The organism is Arthrobacter sp. B1805 (genome assembly GCF_002929745.1).
GTDB lineage: Bacteria > Actinomycetota > Actinomycetes > Actinomycetales > Micrococcaceae > Arthrobacter_D.
Genome location: NZ_PJIQ01000003.1, coordinates 196,042 through 213,311 on the forward strand (window position 1 = coordinate 196,042; position 17,270 = coordinate 213,311).

Below are 17,270 nucleotides of genomic sequence, written 5' to 3' on the forward strand. Positions count from 1 at the left end.
GGCTATTCGCGGGCGTGGAGCCGGTCAAGGATCAGGGTCACCCGAAGGGTTTTCACCCGCGAAGAACGAGGCATCAAGGAAGCGTAAAGACGGGCAGTAGGCCCACCGGTGAGTCCTAGCGTGGTGCTGTGACCTCCTCTGTACGCATCCAGCCACGTGTGCCGACGCGGCAGCGGGGCAGCAAGCGCCTCGAGCGCTGGCTGCTCAACGAGTCCAGCCGGCCCACCGCCCACCAGCCCGAGCAGGATCGGACGCAGCCGTGGTGGAAGGTCATGTGCCTGACCGGCGTCGACTACTTCTCGACCCTCGGCTACCAGCCTGCCATCGCTGCCGCCGCGGCCGAGGTCCTCTCGCCCCTCGCGACCCTCATCCTGGTCGCCGTGACACTCTTCGGAGCGCTCCCGGTCTACAAGCGTGTCGCTTCGGAGAGCCCCCGGGGTGAGGGCTCCATCGCGATGCTCGAGAAGCTGCTGCCGAAGTGGCGCGGCAAGATCTTCGTGTTGGTGCTCCTGGGGTTCGCCGCAACGAGCTTCCTGATCACGATGACCCTGTCCGCGGCCGACGCGAGTGCGCACCTGGTGGAGAACCCCTTCGCCCCGGCCTGGCTCCATGGCCAGGAAGTCCTCATCACAGTGGTGTTCCTCGGCCTTCTGTCCGCCGTCTTCCTGCGGGGTTTCCGCGAGGCCATCGGCATCGCAGTGGCCCTCGTCGCGGTATTCCTCCTGCTCAACCTGATCGTCGTCGTCGTGTCCGCGGTGCAGATCGCCGGACAGGGCGGACTCGTGGAGGACTGGTGGACGGCCCTCACCACGCAGCACGGCAACCCGCTCGTCATGGTGGGACTGGCCGTGCTGATCTTCCCGCGCCTCGCCCTCGGCCTCTCGGGCTTCGAGACCGGCGTCGTCGTCATGCCGCAGATCGACGGCAGGCCGGGAGATACCGAGCAGAACCCCGCGGGCCGGATCGCGGGCGCACACAAGCTCCTCACGACGGCCGCCCTCGTCATGAGCGGCTTCCTCATCACCTCCAGTTTCGTGACAACGCTGCTCATCCCCGCGGAGGCGTTCGAGGAGGGCGGCCCCGCCAACGGCCGCGCGCTGGCATACCTCGCGCACCTGTACCTGGGTGACGCGTTCGGAACGGTGTACGACCTCTCCACCGTCGGTATCCTCTGGTTCGCCGGGGCATCCGCCATGACGGGCCTGCTGAACCTGGTGCCGCGGTACCTGCCGCGGTACGGCATGGCACCGGCCTGGGCGAAGGCCGTCCGCCCCCTCGTGCTGGTGATCACGCTGATCGCCATCCTCGTCACGTTCTTCTTCCGCGCCGACGTCGAGGCGCAGGGCGGCGCCTACGCCACCGGGGTCCTCGCCCTCATCACCTCCGCGTCGGTGGCTGTCACACTGTCGGCCCACCGCAAGCACCAGCGCGGCAGGACCCTCGGGTTCGGCGTCGCGACCGCCGTCTTCGTCCTGACGACGGCGGTCAACATGATCGAAAGGCCGGATGGCCTCAAGATCGCCACGTGCTTCATCCTCGGCATCATCGTCATCTCGTTCATCTCCCGCTCCCGGAGGGCGTTCGAGCTGCGGGCGACGAGCATCCGGATGGACGAGCTGGCGCTGTCCTTCGTCAGCTCACAGGACGACGGCGACATCCTGCTGATCGCCCACGAACCGAAGCGGCTCTCAAGCTCGGCCTACCGCCACAAGCTCCAGCACGCGTGCGCGGTCTCCCACTTCCCGGCCCCGGCCAGACCCCTGTTCATCGAGGTGACCGTCGACGACTCGTCCGACTTCGAGACCGAGTTGCTGGTCCGCGGTGTCGTGCGCCATGGCTACCGTGTCCTCGAGGTGCACAGTTCCAACGTGCCGAACACCATCGCAGCGGTCATGCTGCACATCCGCGACATCACCGGGCTCATGCCGCACGTGTACTTCCGCTGGACCGAAGGCGATCCGGTCGCGAACCTCTTCAAGTTCCTGTTCACGGGCGAGGGTGAGATCGCCCCGGTGACGCGCGAGGTCCTGCGTGCCGCGGAACCGGACGTCACCAAGCGACCCTGGGTGCACGTCGGCTGAGCGCCCCTACTTGCCGGAGGCGGCGGGCACGAGGGTCCACAGGACGACGGCCTCGCGCCCGTCCGGGTTGAGCCACGTGTGCGGCTCGCGGCCCGGGAAGGTCACCGTGTCCCCCGCCTCGAGCTCGTAGCGGTCATTGGAGAAGACGAGCACGAAGCGGCCCTCGACGACGTGCAGGGTCTCCACCTCGCAATCCACCGAGTAGAGCTCGTCCTCGCCACGGCCGTATGGTTCGACGACGGCGCGGATCATCTGCAGGCGCCGCTCGGACCGGGCCGTGACGAGCCGCTCGTTGATGCCCTGCCCACCGAGGCTGATGCGCGGCGCCTCGGCCAGGCGCGTCAGATGCGTCTCCGGCACCAGGAAGAGGTCCCCGATGGAGATCGAGAGCACCTGGCACAGCGTCACGAGCGATGCGACGGACGGGGACGTGAGGTCCCTCTCCACTCGACTGAGGAAGCCCTTGGTGAGGCCTGTCGACTCCGCGACCTGTTCGATGGTCATGCGCTGCGACTGTCGCGCCGCGCGGATGCGGGATCCGATGGCGACCGGCGCATTGGTCGGCTCGACGGGCAGGGCCTTCATGGTTGTCCTCTCTCACGGCGTCCCGCGAAAGCCTATCCGTCACAGGGCGAACATCGGGTCGTCACATGAGCTTGCCATGATTGACCCGTGACGACGGTCACCAGTAGCTTACGGAGCAACAATAGTTGCCTCGGAGACATCGAAGCCCGGGCGCGGACCAGAGGATTCTTCATGCAAGCACTCAACATCGCCATCGTGGTGGCGTATCTCGTCGCCATGCTCGGCTTCGGGTGGTGGGGCAAGTCCCGCACCCGGAACGCCAGCGACTACCTCGTCGCCGGCCGGCGCCTCGGCCCGTTCCTGTACACCGGGACCATGGCCGCCGTCGTCCTCGGCGGTGCTTCGACGGTCGGCGGAGTGGGCCTCGGCTACCAGTACGGCATCTCCGGGATGTGGCTCGTCGTCGCCATCGGTACCGGCGTGCTGCTGCTCAGCCTGCTGTTCGCGCCCACGATCCAGAGACTGAAGATCTACACGGTGTCCCAGATGCTGACCCTGCGGTACGGCCACCGGGCCACCCGGGTCTCGGGCATCGTCATGCTGGCCTACACGCTCATGCTGTGCGCGACGTCCACCGGCGCCTACGCGACCATCTTCGTCGTGCTCTTCGGCTGGGACCGCGCGCTGTCCATCGCGGTCGGTGGCGTGATCGTCCTGATCTACTCCACGATCGGCGGAATGTGGTCCATCACGCTGGCCGACATGGCGCAGTTCGTCATCAAGACCATCGGCGTCTTCGCCCTCATGCTCCCCTTCTCGCTCGCAGCAGCCGGTGGCTTCGATGGGATCGCCGAGCGAGCGGGCGACGAGTTCTTCAGCATCACGGGCATCGGCGCCCAGAGCATCATCACGTACTTCGTCGTCTACACGCTCGGACTGCTGATCGGCCAGGACATCTGGCAGCGCGTGTTCACCTCGCGGACGCCCGAGATCGCCCGCTGGGGCGGTTCGGCGGCCGGGATCTACTGCATCCTCTACGGCGTCGCCGGTGCCGTCATCGGCATGAGTGCAAGCGTGATCCTCCCCGCGATCGAGTCACGCGACGACGTCTACGCGGACGTCGCCCTCAACGTGCTCCCGATCGGCGTCGGCGGCCTCGTCCTCGCGGCGGCCGTCGCTGCCATGATGTCGACGGCTTCCGGTGCCCTGATCGCCGCGGCCACTGTCGCCCGGACCGACGTCGTCCCCTTCGTCGCCGGCTGGTTCGGCCGCGGCACCGAGGAGCGTGAGGCGTCCGACGACGGCGTGGCGTCGAGCCGCTGGTGGGTCCTCGGCCTCGGAGTCGTCACCATCGCCCTCGCCGTCGTCGTCCAGGACGTCGTCGCAGCCCTGACGATCGCCTACGACATCCTCGTGGGCGGCCTTCTCGTCGCGATCCTCGGCGGCCTCGTCTGGCGCCGCGGCAACGGCATCGGAGCGGGGGCGTCCATGGCCGCGGGCACGCTGGTCACGCTCGGCACCATGGCGTACCTCGAGGCGACGGCCGAGAACCGGTACGACGGCATCTACGCGAACGAGCCGATCTACTTCGGCCTGATCGTGTCCGCGATGGTGTACGTCGTCGTGTCCGTCGCGACGCGCCCCACGGACGGCGCCGTCATGGCCGCCTGGGACCGGCGCGTCGCCGGCGAGGTACCGGACGACGTCCCCGTCCAGGCGGGGCACTGACCCCGACCGCCGTCCCGGCGAGCGCCGTCAGCGCTCGGTGACGGACGAGCCTCCCGTGCGGGGGTCGTGGTCGTCCTCACGGGCGCTGTCACCTTCGACCCGGCGCTCCTGGGTGCCGGGCCGGTCCACTGCTTCCTCGACGGCCACGGCAGCTGCAGCCAACGCGGCGTCCTGCTCCTCCTTCGGCGTCGAGCTGAGCCCGTGGCCGGTCTCGTCGAGCGCAGTCTGCCTCTCCGCCGCGGCCACCTCCTCGTCGGTGATGCTCTCGTCGCTCTCCTGGTTCCAGGCCTTGATGGCGGCCCAGGTCACGGCGGCGACCGGCACGGAGAGGATCGCGCCGATGATGCCCGCCAGGATGGTGCCGGCCGTCAGGGCGACCAGGATCACGAGGGCGTGGACCTGCAGCGTGCGGCCCATGACCACGGGCTGCAGGAAGTTCCCCTCGAGCTGGTTGACCACGACGACGGCGATGATCACCATGAGCGCCACGAACGGGCCGTTCGCCACGAGGGCGATCAGGGCCGCGAGGACGCCCGCCAGCGTCGCGCCGACGAGCGGGATGAACGCGCCGATGAACACGATCGCGGCCAGCGGGAGCGCGAGCGGCACCCCCAGGAAGAACAGGGCGAGCCCGATGAAGACCGAATCGACGAGTGCCACGATGGCTGTGCCCCGCACGTAGCCGCCGAGGACCGCCATGCTGTTGTAGCCCACGCGGCGGGCCTTGACGAGTCGCCTGCCCTTGAACGCGCGGAGCATGAAGGCCCAGATCTTCTCGCCGTCCTTGAGGAAGAAGAACAGGATGACCACCATGAGCAGCGCACCGGCGAAGAAGTTGCCCGCCGCGCTGAGGCCCGAGATAGCACCCGCACCGGCGGTACTGCTGGTGGCGAAGTCGATCACCCAGTCCCGCGCCTGCTGGATCTGGGCGTCGTCGATCGGGATCGGGCCATTCTGAGCGAAGGCGTAGAGCTTGTCGAATCCCTCCGTGGCACTCGATGCGAGCTCATCCGCCTGCCCGACGACGGCGAAGACGATACCGGTGATCAGCCCACCGAAGACCAGGAGGAGCAGCAGGAAGGAGACGGTGGTGGCCGTGGTCGGTCCCCAGCCCTTGCGCCGCAACCAGTTCACGAAAGGCCCGATCGCGGCCGCGAGGATGAGCGCCAGAAGCATCGGGATCACCACGAGCCGCACCTGGATGAGCGCATAGACGGCCACGACCGCCAGCACCAGGAGCAGGAGCACCTGGGCGGCGCGGATGCTGGCGGTCCCGAGGCTGTCACGCCACGGGCCCTCGTGGGCGGCGGAGGCCTCCGCCCGGATGTTCGTCTGCGGGAGATGGGTCATCGACTGTCACCTTTTCCTTTGGCACCGAGGCCGTCGTTGAGCAATTGCGTGCGCACCTCGCGCCGCAGGACCTTGCCGATCAGGGAGCGGGGAAGGTCCTCCGCCTGCACGATGACGCGGGGAACCTTGTAGGCGGCGAGCGCTTCGCGACAGTGGGAGCGCAGGCCCTCGACGTCGAGGGTCGTGCCGGGAGCGAGGACGACGACGGCGGCGACGTCCTCGCCTCCGCCCTCGCGGGGCAACCCGACGACGGCCGCGTCCGCGACGCCGGGGTACGTCCGCAGGGTGTCCTCCACCTCCGAGGGCGCGACGTTGAAGCCACCTGTGATGATGAGTTCCTTGATCCGGTCGACGATCGTGATGAAGCAGTCCTCGTCCATGCGGACGATGTCGCCCGTGCGGAACCACCCGCCGTCGAGCAGTGCCGCGTGCGTCTCGTCCGGTTTCCGCCAGTACCCCTGGAACACCTGCGGTCCGCGGATGAGCAACTCCCCCGCCTCACCAGGTTCCCGGTCCCGGTCCGTGTCCTCGGGATCGACGATGCGGACGTCTGTGCCGGGGAACGGGACCCCGACGGTGCCGGGGCGCCGCGTCGGTCCGATGGGGTTGCCGGCTGCGACGGGCGACGTCTCGGTCAGCCCGTAGCCTTCGATCAGATAGCCGCCCGTCGCCGCCTCCCAGGTCCGCACCGTCGATTGCGGCAGGTTCATCGCACCGGAGATGGCGAAGCGGATGCTGCTGAGGTCTGCACCTCGCTCCGCAGCGCCTGCCGCAAGCCGCTCGTAGATGGGCGGCACCGCGGGCAGGAAGGTCGGCGGACTCTTCCTCGCGGCATCGAGGACCAGTCCGACGTCGAACCGCGGGAACAGGACGAGCCTCGCGCCGATGCTCAGCGCGAAGGTCAGGCACAGCGTGAGTCCGTAGGCGTGGAACATCGGCAGGACGGCGTAGATCGTCTCGCGTCCGGCTTCGAGGCCCGGCACCCAGGCGCGCCCCTGGGCCGCGTTCGCGAGCAGGTTCCGGTGCGTGAGGATGGCGCCCTTCGGAACGCCCGTGGTACCGCTGGTGTACTGCAGGACCGCGGTGTCCTCCGGAGCGGGCCGTGGGTGACGTCGTGGCAGCGGCCTGTGGTGGACCAGCGCGCGCCAACCCACGACGTTCCGCGGACCGGTCAGCTTCTCGGTCGTCGTCAGCGCCGCCCGGGCCTCCCGGGCCGCGCGCACCGGGAGCTTCAGCGCCAGCCGGCGGGAGCGCGGCATCGCGCTGACGAGGTCCACCGCCACGATCGCCGTCACCGGGATATCGGCGGGCAATTGCTGGACGCGCGGCACGACGCGGTCCCACACGATGGCGACCTTCGCCCCGTGGTCCTCGAACTGGTGCCTGAGCTCACGGTCCGTGTACAGCGGGTTGTGCTCGACGACGATGGCGCCGAGGCGGAGCACGGCATGGAACGCGACGATGTGCTGCGGGCAGTTCGGAAGCACGAGCGCCACGCGGTCGCCCGCCACCACGCCGAGCGCGCGCAGGCCCGCCGCCGCCCGCGCCACGGCGTCGCCGAGCTCCCGGTAGGTCGTCGACGCCCCGAAGAACTCCAGGGCCCCTCCCCTGCCGTACGACGCGACCGATGCATCGAACAGGTCCGACAGCGTGCCCTCGGGCACGTCGAAGGTAGGGGACACACCGGGCGCGTAGCTCTCGACCCACGGTCGGGCTTGCAAATCCATAAGCCTGCTTTCTGTTATCCGTTCGACTGTATCGCGGGTCGCCTGGTCGCGGTACTCGACGCACAGGGACGAGTGGTCGCTGAACCAGGGCCATCGACGCGATCCGGTAGGATAGTACGTCGAAGGGGAGTAGCTCCGCGTCCACAGGACGTGCGGCCTGTCGACATACTGGCGCCACCGGCGCCCGGCAATCCACCGGTTCCACCGGCGAGCGAGACCTTCGGCCGACTGAACGCCTCTGCGTCGCGGCCGAGGCCCTCCGCTTCGGACCACGGCGTGCAGTGGCACCGACCACCCGGAGCAGCCCCGTGACACCCCCCGAGCAGTCCCCCTCCCGCGACGACATCAGACGCTGGCGCCAGTACCTCGCCGACGAGCGGGCGGAAGCGTCCACCTATCGTGACCTTGCGCGGCGCAGGAAGGGGGAGGAGCGTGAGATCCTCCTCGGTCTCGCGGACGCCGAGGGACGCCACGAAGCGCACTGGCTCGCACTCCTCGGGGAGGACGAAGGCAGACCCCTTAGGCCCTCCCTCCGCAACAGGATGCTCGGATTGCTCGCCCGGCGCTTCGGGTCGGTCTTCGTGCTGGCCCTCGCACAGCGAGCGGAGAGCCGCTCCCCCTACGCGACGGATCCCTCGGCGACCAGCGCGATGGTGGCCGACGAGCAGATCCACGAGGAAGTGGTGCGCGGTCTTGCGACCCGCGGCCGCAACCGGCTGTCCGGCAATTTCCGGGCTGCCGTCTTCGGCGCCAACGACGGACTGGTCAGCAACCTCGCGCTGATCATGGGCATCGGTGCCACGGGGGTCTCCACCTCGTTCATCCTCTTCAGTGGGCTCGCCGGGCTGCTCGCCGGAGCCCTCTCGATGGGAGCGGGTGAGTACGTGTCCGTCCGCTCGCAACGGGAGCTGCTGTCTGCGACGCGCCCCACCCAGATCACCCTGACCGCCGCGAAGGAACTGGACATCGCCGCCAACGAGCTGGTGCTCGTGTATCGCGCCAGGGGCATGACGCCGGCGGCTGCCGAGCACCGGGCCGCCGAGCGGCTCGGCCTGTACAGCTGCGACTGCGACCCGAGCTTCTCCCTCCAGCCGGAGGAGGACGACGCCGTCGACGAGCACGAGGCCGTGGGCACCGGGCTGGGCGCAGCTGCTTCGAGCTTCTGCTTCTTCGCCTCGGGCGCCATCATCCCGGTGCTCCCCTACCTCCTCGGACTCAGCGGCACGGCGGCCGTCGTCGTCGCCTGTGTCCTCGTGGGCCTGGCACTGCTGGCCACCGGCGCCGTCGTCGGGCTGCTGTCCGGCGCGTCCCCGCTGCGGCTCGCGCTGCGGCAGCTGGCCATCGGTCTCGGCGCGGCCGCCGCGACCTATCTCCTCGGCCTGCTGTTCGGCACCTCGGTGGCCTAGCCGGCGCCGCCCTGCTGCAGGACGTAGGCCTCGAGCTTCGCGAGGGTCTCCTCGATACTTTCCGGGTGCCGGCGCGTGAAGCCCATGAGCCGGAAGACGATCCTCCACGGCACGGCGCGGCCGTCCCATTCCTCGCGGACCAGTGTCCCGTTCCCGCGGGGCTCGAGGGTGTAGCGCCAGACATGCGCCGAGAAGTGACGCCAGGCGATCCGGCGGCCCTCCTCGAACTCCACCACGCGGTTGAGGATCCTGTAGGGGGCGCCGATCCTCATCTCCATGCCGAACGTCGCCCCTGCCGACAGTCGGGCAGGACCCTTCGGCTGCTCTCCGCGCACGGTGCCGGAGCCGTCGATCACGCTGTGCAGGGCGGGTGTCGCCAGCACCTCGAAGATGCGCTCGGCGGGCGCCCGGATGAGCCGTTCCCGCGAGATGAGATATGCCGAGGCCGTGCCGGACCTACCGGTCATGCCGCCGTCCTTCCCGGTTCTGCCGTCCCACGGCTCAGGGCTTCAGCAGCACCTTGATCGCGCGGCGCTCGTCCATCGCCCTGTAGGCCTCGGCGACCTCCTCGAGGGGCATCTCGACATCGAACACCCGGCCGGGGTTGATCGTTCCGTCGAGGACGTCCTTGAGCAGTTCGGGAATGTAGGTGTGGGCCGGCGCCATGCCACCACCTACGGTGATGTTGGTCGAGAAGAGGTACCCGATGGGCAGTTCCGGTCCGCCCGCCGGCACTCCGACGAATCCCAGGTGGCCACCCGGACGCGTGCTGCGCAACGCCTGGTCCATGCTCTCCTTGGTGCCCACGCATTCGAGGACCGAGTCGGCGAGGACTCCCCCGAGCAGTTCACGCACCTTCGCCACAGCCTGGTCCCCCCGCTCGGCCACGATGTCCGTGGCTCCGAACTCCCGGGCGATGGCCTGGCGATCCTCGTGGCGGGACATGGCGATGATGCGCTCCGCGCCGAGGCGCTTGGCTGCGAGTACGCCGCAGAGCCCGACGGCGCCGTCCCCGACGACGACGACGGTGCTGCCCGGGCCGACGTTCGCCGACACGGCTGCGTGGTGGCCCGTGGACATGACGTCGGAGAGGGTCAGGAGACTGGCCGTCAGCGCGGCGTCGGGCTCGGACACCCCCTCGACCTTGCGCAGCGTGCCATCCGCCCGCGGGACGCGGACGGCCTCACCCTGGCCGCCCTGCAGGTAGTCGCCGTGCTCATCCGTGCTGCCCCAGCCGGCGAGGTGGTCGCATGCGGAGGTGACACCGTTCAGGCACTGCGGGCACTGTCCGCAGCTGTCCACGAACGGGGCTATCACGAAGTCGCCGACCGCGAGGTCGCGCACGCCGTCGCCCACCGACTCGACGACGCCGACGAACTCGTGCCCGATCGCCTTGGGTTCCTTGGTGGGGCGGATGCCGCGGTAGGGCCAGAGGTCCGATCCGCAGACGCAGGATGCCGTCACCCGGACGACGGCGTCCGTCGGACGGATGATGCTCGGGTACTCACGGTCCTCGACGCGGATGTCGCCGGGTCCGTGGATGATCGTGGCGCGCATATTTCCTCCTGGAAGCTTGCCTAACGCAATCGTCTATCCCCCTCCATCACCCTACAAGCCGCGAGCGCCCAACCGTACCGCTGGTGTCCCGCCCGCCACGTCCCTGAAGTGGTGCTCGAGTTCCTCGAGGGTCCTGTCGCGGGTCTCCGGGATGTAGCGGCGCGCGAAGATGATCGCCGCGACTCCCAGGACCACGAACACGAAGAACGTGTTCGAGATGGTGATCGCTTCCATGAGGATCGGGAAGCTGAGGCTGACGGCGAAGTTGACCATCCAGAGCACGAAGACCGCGGCGCCCATGCCGAGCCCGCGCAGGCGCATCGGGAAGATCTCGGAGAGCATCAGCCAGGTCACGGGCGAGATGGCACCCTGCTGGAAGGCGAGGAACGTCACGGTGAGCGCCAGGACCAGGAAACCCCGCGCTGTCCCCTCCGGCACCAGCAGCGAGACGAGTCCGATCGCGAGCAGGGCCGACGTCGTGCCGATCTGGCCCACCAGGAGCATGGGGCGGCGACCGACCCGGCCCAGCAGCCAGATCCCGACGAACGTGGCAGCGACCGAGATGACGCCGTTGGCGATGTTCGCCGTCAGCGCTGCCTGCGTCCCGAAGCCCGCGACCACCAGGATCTGGGTGCCGTAGTACATGATCGAATTGACGCCGGTGATCTGCTGGATGACGGCGAGGCCGAGGCCGACAACGAAGATGCGGCGGAGCCAGGGCTCACGCAGGTCACGGAGGCTCCCCTGCTCCCGTTCACGGTCCTCGATGGCCAGTGACCTGACCTCCTCGTACTCCTTCCGTGCCACGGCCGGTGGACGCAGCCGCTGCAGCACGCGCAGAGCGAACCCGAAGGAGCCCTGCGCTGCGAGCCATCGGGGGCTCTCCGGCACGAAGTGCATCCCGATCCACAGCCCGACGGCCGGGAGCGTCGCCAGGACCAGCATCCACCGCCAGATCCCCTGGCTGTCCCCGAACATGTTCCCGAGGAACGCGCTGGTGCTGAAGGCGATCAGCTGGCCCGTCACGATCATCAGTTCGTTACGCGTCACCATCTGCCCGCGGCGTGCTGCCGGTGAGAGCTCGGCGAGGAGAAGGGGCACCATCACGGAGGCACCACCCACGGCCAGGCCGAGGACGAGGCGGGAGGCCACCATCACTGCGACATCGGGCGCCAGGGCCGTGCCGAGCGTCCCGAGCAGGAAGACGACGGCGAGCACGATGATCATCTTCCTGCGGCCGTAGGCGTCGGCCAGACGGCCGCCGGCAAGCGCACCGAAGGCAGCACCGAAGACCAGCGAGCTCGCCACGAGTCCCTCGGTGAACGCGGTGAGGCGGAGATCGCCGACCATGAAGGGCAGCGCTCCGTTGATGACACCGGTATCGAAGCCGAACAGCAGGCCGCCCAGGGTCGCCACCCACGTGACGCGCCTCAGGTATCTCCGCTGCTCGCTCCCGTCGGTTCCTGTCTCCTGCGCCGCGCCGTTCCCCGTCGCGCTGCTCATCGTCCACCCCCTGCTGATTCGAGTCGTCCAGTGGCGCACGGCAGTCCCCTGAAGGCCCTGCTCCTCCACGTCACGCTACGTGCTCCGCTGCAGCCACCGCAGTCCCTCCGGACGCCGATCGCGGGTTGACACGGACGCAACCGGACGCGCCCTGCCTACAGAACAGCCTCCCTCGCACGGATGCGGGGGAGGCTGTCGAGACGTCTGGGATCAGAGGGTCGCGTAGACCTCGCGAAGGAGCTTCGCGGTCTCGGACGGCGTCTTGCCGACCTTGACTCCGGCAGCCTCCAGCGCTTCCTTCTTGGCCTGCGCGGTTCCCGCCGAGCCGGAGACGATGGCGCCGGCGTGGCCCATGGTCTTCCCCTCGGGGGCCGTGAAGCCCGCCACGTAACCGACGACAGGCTTCGTGACGTTCGCCTTGATGAACTCCGCGGCCCGCTCTTCGGCGTCTCCGCCGATCTCACCGATCATGACGATCGCCTTGGTCTCGGGGTCGGCCTCGAACGCTGCCAGCGCGTCGATGTGCGTGGTGCCGATGACCGGGTCACCGCCGATGCCGATGGCCGTGGAGAAGCCGAGGTCACGCAGCTCGAACATCATCTGGTAGGTCAGCGTGCCGGACTTCGAGACCAGTCCCACCCCGCCCTTGCCGGTGATGTTCGCCGGCGTGATGCCGACGAGGGATTCGCCCGGCGTGATGATGCCCGGGCAGTTGGGGCCGATGATCCGGGTGATCTGCTTGCCGTCGGCGTCGACCTTGGACTGGGCGAGGGCCCAGAACGCGGCCGAGTCCTGCACGGGAACACCCTCGGTGATCACGACGACGAGGCCGATGCCGGCCTCGATGGCCTCGACGACGGCGTCCTTGGTGAATGCCGGCGGGACGAAGACGATCGACACGTCGGCGCCGGTCTCCCTGATTGCTTCCTCCACGGTGCCGTACACGGGGAGCGTGACGTCGCCATGGGTCACGGTGGTACCGGCCTTACGGGCGTTCACGCCGCCGACGACCTGGGTTCCGGCCTTCAGCATGAGGGCGGTGTGCTTGGTGCCCTCACCGCCCGTGATGCCCTGGACGATGACCTTCGAGTCCTTGTTGAGGTAGATAGACATGTGGGAACCCTTTACTTTCCGTAGGCCAGCGCGGCGGCCTTGTCGGCGCCTTCGTCCATGGTGTCGGCGAGGGTTACCAGCGGGTGGTTGGCCTCGGCGAGGATGCGGCGGCCCTCTTCGACGTTGTTGCCGTCCAGGCGTACCACGAGGGGCTTGTTGGCCTCGTCGCCGAGGATCTCGAGGGCCTTGACGATGCCGTTCGCGACGGCGTCGCACGCGGTGATGCCGCCGAAGACGTTGACGAAGACGCTCTTGACCTGGCTGTCGTTGAGGATGACGTCGAGGCCCGCGGCCATGACCTCGGCGGACGCTCCACCTCCGATGTCCAGGAAGTTGGCGGGCTTCACGTTGCCGTGCGCCTCGCCGGCGTAGGCGACGACGTCGAGGGTGGACATGACGAGCCCTGCGCCGTTGCCGATGATGCCGACCTCGCCGTCGAGCTTGACGTAGTTGAGGTCGTTCTCCTTGGCCTTCGCCTCGAGCGGGTCAGCCGCGTCCTTGTCCTCGAGCGCAGCGTGGTCCGCGTGGCGGAATTCCGCGTTCTCGTCGATGGTGACCTTGCCGTCCAGCGCGAGGATGTCGCCGCTGCCGGTCTTGACGAGGGGATTGACCTCGACGAGGGTGGCGTCTTCCTTCACGAAGACGTCCCAGAGCCTGAGGATCGTCGTCACGACGCCCTCGCGGAGTTCTGGGGCGAAACCTGCTGCGTCGACGATCTCCTCGGCCTTGGCCTGGTCGATCCCGGTTGCGGGATCGACGGAGATGCGTGCGAGGGCTTCGGGGCGTTCGACGGCGAGCTGCTCGATCTCCATGCCGCCCTCCACCGAGCACATAGCCAGGTAGTTGCGGTTGGACCGGTCGAGCAGGACGGAGAAGTAGTATTCCTCGGCGATGTCCGCGCCCTGCGCGATCATGACCTTGTGGACCGTGTGCCCCTTGATGTCCATCCCGAGGATGTCCGAAGCGTAGGAGTAGGCCTCGTCCGGGGTCTTCGCGACCTTCACGCCACCGGCCTTGCCGCGGCCACCCACCTTGACCTGAGCCTTGACGACGACGACGCCGCCGATCTTCTCGGCTGCTGCCTTTGCTTCTTCTGGGGTGTGCGCCACGATGCCGGCGAGCACGGGAACTCCGTGTGCCTCAAAGAGATCGCGCGCCTGATATTCAAACAGGTCCACGGGCTAGAGTCCTTCTACGTCGAAGTAGGTTTACAAGAGGGAACTTTAGCCCCTCGGGCCTGAGGCCTTTCCCAGACTAGCCCTTTAGTGAGTAAGGCCACAGTTCTATCAATCGTAGAAACCGGGCCCCGTTCGTTGAGGGTTTTCAGCCGAACGAAGCCCCAGAATCGCGGCCGGTGACGAACCCCGTCGCGCTCTCCGGACTGCCGCAGATCATGCCGTCCTCGCCGAAGCCGCACCGGAACCCCCGCAGTTCGACAGCTTCCCCCCGTTGGAGGAGAGGAAGCTCCGGGACAGGGCCCCCTCGGGTATCGGCGCCGGGCGCGAACTCCGATTCCATCACCGTCATACCGATCCGGCAGCTTCCATAGGAGAAGGAATGGGCCGTGAGCATGACGGTTCCACCCTTGAAGCCGAGGTTCGTGCCGTTGCAGTCATCCGTGGCTTCCACCGGTGCGGGGTAGACCGCCAGCGCGATCATGAAGCTTGCTGCGCCTGCGCGTCGTCGCACCATGCGCCCCTCGGGCCTTCCGCTTCCTCCGGTCCTCATCAGCGCCCTCCCCCGTGCGGTTGGCGCTCCGTCAGGCCACCTTGGTCAGCGGTGCGTAGCGCAGCAGCAGGCGCTTCTCGCCGACGTCGAACCGGACCTTGGCGACGGTCTTGTCTCCCGCGCCCTCGACGGACACTACCGTGCCGTTGCCGAAGCTGGCGTGGTTGACCGAATCACCGACGGCCACGGAGACGACCTCCTTCTGGGGCTGCACCCGCCCGATGGCCTTCGATGGCGCTGCGCCGCTGCCGTTGAAGCCACCACCGCTCGCACCCCAGTAGGACCCACTGAACCGCGGCCCGCTGATGCTTCCGCTGGAGCTCCAGGCCAGCTTCGCAGCCCCCTCGCGCTTCCAGTGGATCAGCTCCTCGGGGATCTCGCTGACGAACTGGCTCGCCGGGTTGTACTGGCTCTGGCCCCACATGCTGCGCACCTCGGAGCGCGTGATGTAGAGGCGCTGCCGCGCGCGGGTCAGGCCCACGTAGGCAAGGCGCCGTTCCTCCGCGAGCTCCTTGGGATCGGTGGCCGAGCGCTGGTGCGGGAAGATCCCCTGCTCCATGCCGGTCAGGAAGACGACGGGGAACTCGAGCCCCTTGGCGGTGTGGAGTGTCATGAGGGTGACGACGCCCTGACGGCGCGCCTCCTCGACCGCGCGCTGGACATCGGCGGCGGAACCATCGGGCGCGTCCGGGATCTGGTCCGCATCCGCCACGAGCGACACCTGCTCGAGGAAATCGCCCAGTGTCCCCTCGGGATTGTCGCGCTCGAACTCTCGGACCACGGCGACGAGCTCGGCGAGGTTCTCGACGCGGGACTCGTCCTGGGGATCGTTGCTGGTGCGCAGCTGCTCGAGGTAGCCGGTCTGCTCCAGGACGGCCTCGAGTGCCGCCGACGCTCCTGATCCGTTGGCCACCTCCGCGAGGTCGTCGATCAGCTTGACGAATCCGGCCACGGAGTTGACCGAGCGCGTCGCCATGCCCGGCGCCTGGTCCGCACGCCGGAGGGCCTCCATGAAGCTGATGCGCTCACGCTCGCTCAGGGCCGCAATGGCGAACTCGGCGCGGTCACCGATGCCTCGCTTGGGCTCGTTGAGGACGCGACGCAGGTTGACGACGTCGTCCTGGTTCACGAGCACGCGCAGGTACGCCAGGGCGTCCTTGATCTCCTTGCGCTCGTAGAACCGCGTACCGCCGACCACCTTGTAGGGCAGGCCTACACGCAGCAGGATCTCCTCGATGGACCGTGACTGGGCGTTGGTGCGGTAGAAGATGGCGACGTCGCCGGGACGGATGTTCTCCTCGTCCTGGAGGCGGTCGATCTCCTCCGCTATGAAGCGGGCCTCCTCGTGCTCGTTCTCGCCCACATAGCCGACGATCTTCTCTCCGCTGCCTTCGGCTGTCCACAGGCGCTTCTCGGGCCGGTTGGGGTTGCGCGAGATCACTGCGTTCGCCGCACTCAGGATGTTCTGCGTCGACCGGTAGTTCTGCTCGAGCAGGATGGTACGCGCGCTGGGGTAGTCGTTCTCGAACTCGACGATGTTGCGGACGTCGGCACCCCGGAATGCGTAGATGGACTGGTCCGAGTCACCCACGACGGTGAGTTCGGCGGGGTCCTCGGACGACTCCCCCGGTACTCCGACGATCTCACGGACCAGTGCGTACTGCGCGTGGTTGGTGTCCTGGTACTCATCGACGAGGACGTGGCGGAAACGCCGCCGGTAGTAGTCGGCCACGCCCGGGAAGGCCCGGAACATGAAGACCGTCTGCGCGATGAGGTCGTCGAAGTCCATGGCGTTCGCCTGGCGCATCCTCTGGGCATAGCCCGTGTACACCTCCGCGACGGCCTGCTCGAACGGATCGGAGAGGTTGGCGTCCGAGGCGAAGGCCTCCTCGTCGATCAGTTCGTTCTTGAGAGCGGAGATCTTGTGCTGGATCGCCTTCGGCGCGAACTTCTTCGGGTCGAGGTCGAGTCCCTTGGCGACCAGCGTGATGAGGCGCAGCGTGTCCGCGGAGTCGTATATTGAGAAGTTCGAGTTGAGCCCGACGGAGGCCGCCTCCCGGCGCAGGATCCGCACGCAGGACGAGTGGAAGGTCGAGATCCACATGCGCTTGGCGACATCGCCGATCAGCGCCTCGATGCGCTCGCGCATCTCCGCTGCGGCCTTGTTGGTGAAGGTGATGGCGAGGATCTGCCCGGGATGCGACCGCCCGGTGGCCAGCAGGTACGCGATCCGGTGGCTCAGCACGCGCGTCTTGCCCGACCCGGCGCCGGCGACGATGAGCAGTGGCGATCCGCCGTGCCTGACCGCCTCTTCCTGCTGAGGGTTGAGGCCCACGAGGAGTTCCTGCGCGCGGTGCTCGTCCACGCCCACACGGGACGGTACGTGCTCGGTCGCCGGGTCCGCCGACCCCTTCGTCCCCGCCATCGCGGCCCCTCGGGCGCGCTTCTTCTCGGCGGCCGTGGGGGCGGAGACGTAGGGATCGAAGAGCATGTCCATGATTCCTCAAGTCTAGGCGTTGCCCCCGACACTCGGCTCCGCCGCACGCGTGACC

At 68.3% G+C, this 17,270-nt stretch carries 13 protein-coding genes; 3 read left to right on the forward strand and 10 right to left on the reverse strand.

What is annotated here, in order from left to right:
* The first annotated feature begins 272 nt into the window (after positions 1 to 272).
* Positions 273 to 2,081 carry an amino acid transporter gene (locus CXQ96_RS04995; RefSeq protein ID WP_104117048.1) on the forward strand — a complete coding sequence of 603 codons (1,809 nt, stop codon included), beginning with the start codon at positions 273 to 275 and terminating at the stop codon, positions 2,079 to 2,081.
* Positions 2,082 to 2,087: 6 nt separating this feature from the next.
* On the opposite strand, the gene CXQ96_RS05000 is transcribed toward CXQ96_RS04995, so the two are convergent.
* Positions 2,088 to 2,666, reverse strand: coding sequence for a helix-turn-helix domain-containing protein (locus CXQ96_RS05000; protein WP_104116930.1), 579 nt, complete (start codon positions 2,664 to 2,666; stop codon positions 2,088 to 2,090).
* 171 nt (positions 2,667 to 2,837) lie between these two features.
* Between CXQ96_RS05000 and CXQ96_RS05005 the strand changes: the two genes are divergently transcribed.
* Positions 2,838 to 4,334 carry a sodium:solute symporter gene (locus CXQ96_RS05005; protein WP_104116931.1) on the forward strand — a complete coding sequence of 499 codons (1,497 nt, stop codon included), beginning with the start codon at positions 2,838 to 2,840 and terminating at the stop codon, positions 4,332 to 4,334.
* A gap of 27 nt (positions 4,335 to 4,361) precedes the next feature.
* On the opposite strand, the gene CXQ96_RS05010 is transcribed toward CXQ96_RS05005, so the two are convergent.
* Both CXQ96_RS05010 and CXQ96_RS05015 read right to left on the reverse strand, forming a co-directional pair.
* Positions 4,362 to 5,684 carry an AI-2E family transporter gene (locus CXQ96_RS05010; RefSeq protein WP_104116932.1) on the reverse strand — a complete coding sequence of 441 codons (1,323 nt, stop codon included), beginning with the start codon at positions 5,682 to 5,684 and terminating at the stop codon, positions 4,362 to 4,364.
* Positions 5,681 to 7,411: a long-chain-fatty-acid--CoA ligase gene (locus CXQ96_RS05015; RefSeq protein ID WP_104116933.1), complete on the reverse strand. Its 1,731-nt coding sequence runs from the start codon at positions 7,409 to 7,411 to the stop codon at positions 5,681 to 5,683. The genes CXQ96_RS05010 and CXQ96_RS05015 overlap by 4 nt, the downstream gene beginning before the upstream one ends.
* Positions 7,412 to 7,719: 308 nt before the next feature.
* On the opposite strand from CXQ96_RS05015, the gene CXQ96_RS05020 reads away from it, so the two are divergent.
* Entirely contained in the window at positions 7,720 to 8,817 is a 1,098-nt protein-coding gene (locus CXQ96_RS05020) for a VIT1/CCC1 family protein (RefSeq protein WP_258058879.1), read from the forward strand.
* Here CXQ96_RS05020 and CXQ96_RS05025 read toward each other — a convergent pair.
* The 7 genes from CXQ96_RS05025 to pcrA all read right to left on the reverse strand — a co-directional run bounded on the left by CXQ96_RS05025 (position 8,814) and on the right by pcrA (position 17,215).
* Complete coding sequence (locus CXQ96_RS05025; RefSeq protein ID WP_104116935.1) at positions 8,814 to 9,284, reverse strand: SRPBCC family protein; 471 nt, start codon at positions 9,282 to 9,284, stop codon at positions 8,814 to 8,816. The two genes, CXQ96_RS05020 and CXQ96_RS05025, sit on opposite strands and share 4 nt — an antisense overlap.
* Positions 9,285 to 9,318: 34 nt before the next feature.
* Positions 9,319 to 10,374 (reverse strand): zinc-dependent alcohol dehydrogenase family protein, encoded by a 1,056-nt coding sequence (locus CXQ96_RS05030; RefSeq protein ID WP_104116936.1) that lies wholly within the window; start codon positions 10,372 to 10,374, stop codon positions 9,319 to 9,321.
* Between the two features lie 51 nt (positions 10,375 to 10,425).
* Positions 10,426 to 11,877, reverse strand: a complete 1,452-nt coding sequence (locus tag CXQ96_RS05035; RefSeq protein ID WP_104116937.1) for a sugar porter family MFS transporter — start codon at positions 11,875 to 11,877, stop codon at positions 10,426 to 10,428.
* 210 nt (positions 11,878 to 12,087) lie between these two features.
* Positions 12,088 to 12,990, reverse strand: coding sequence for a succinate--CoA ligase subunit alpha (gene sucD / locus CXQ96_RS05040; protein WP_104116938.1), 903 nt, complete (start codon positions 12,988 to 12,990; stop codon positions 12,088 to 12,090).
* 11 nt (positions 12,991 to 13,001) lie between these two features.
* On the reverse strand, positions 13,002 to 14,168 hold the full coding sequence (gene sucC, locus CXQ96_RS05045; RefSeq protein ID WP_104116939.1) for an ADP-forming succinate--CoA ligase subunit beta: 1,167 nt from the start codon (positions 14,166 to 14,168) through the stop codon (positions 13,002 to 13,004).
* Positions 14,169 to 14,313: 145 nt separating this feature from the next.
* Positions 14,314 to 14,718, reverse strand: coding sequence for a hypothetical protein (locus CXQ96_RS05050; protein ID WP_146070810.1), 405 nt, complete (start codon positions 14,716 to 14,718; stop codon positions 14,314 to 14,316).
* 31 nt (positions 14,719 to 14,749) lie between these two features.
* Entirely contained in the window at positions 14,750 to 17,215 is a 2,466-nt protein-coding gene (gene pcrA / locus CXQ96_RS05055; RefSeq protein WP_104116941.1) for a DNA helicase PcrA, read from the reverse strand.
* Positions 17,216 to 17,270 lie beyond the last annotated feature (55 nt).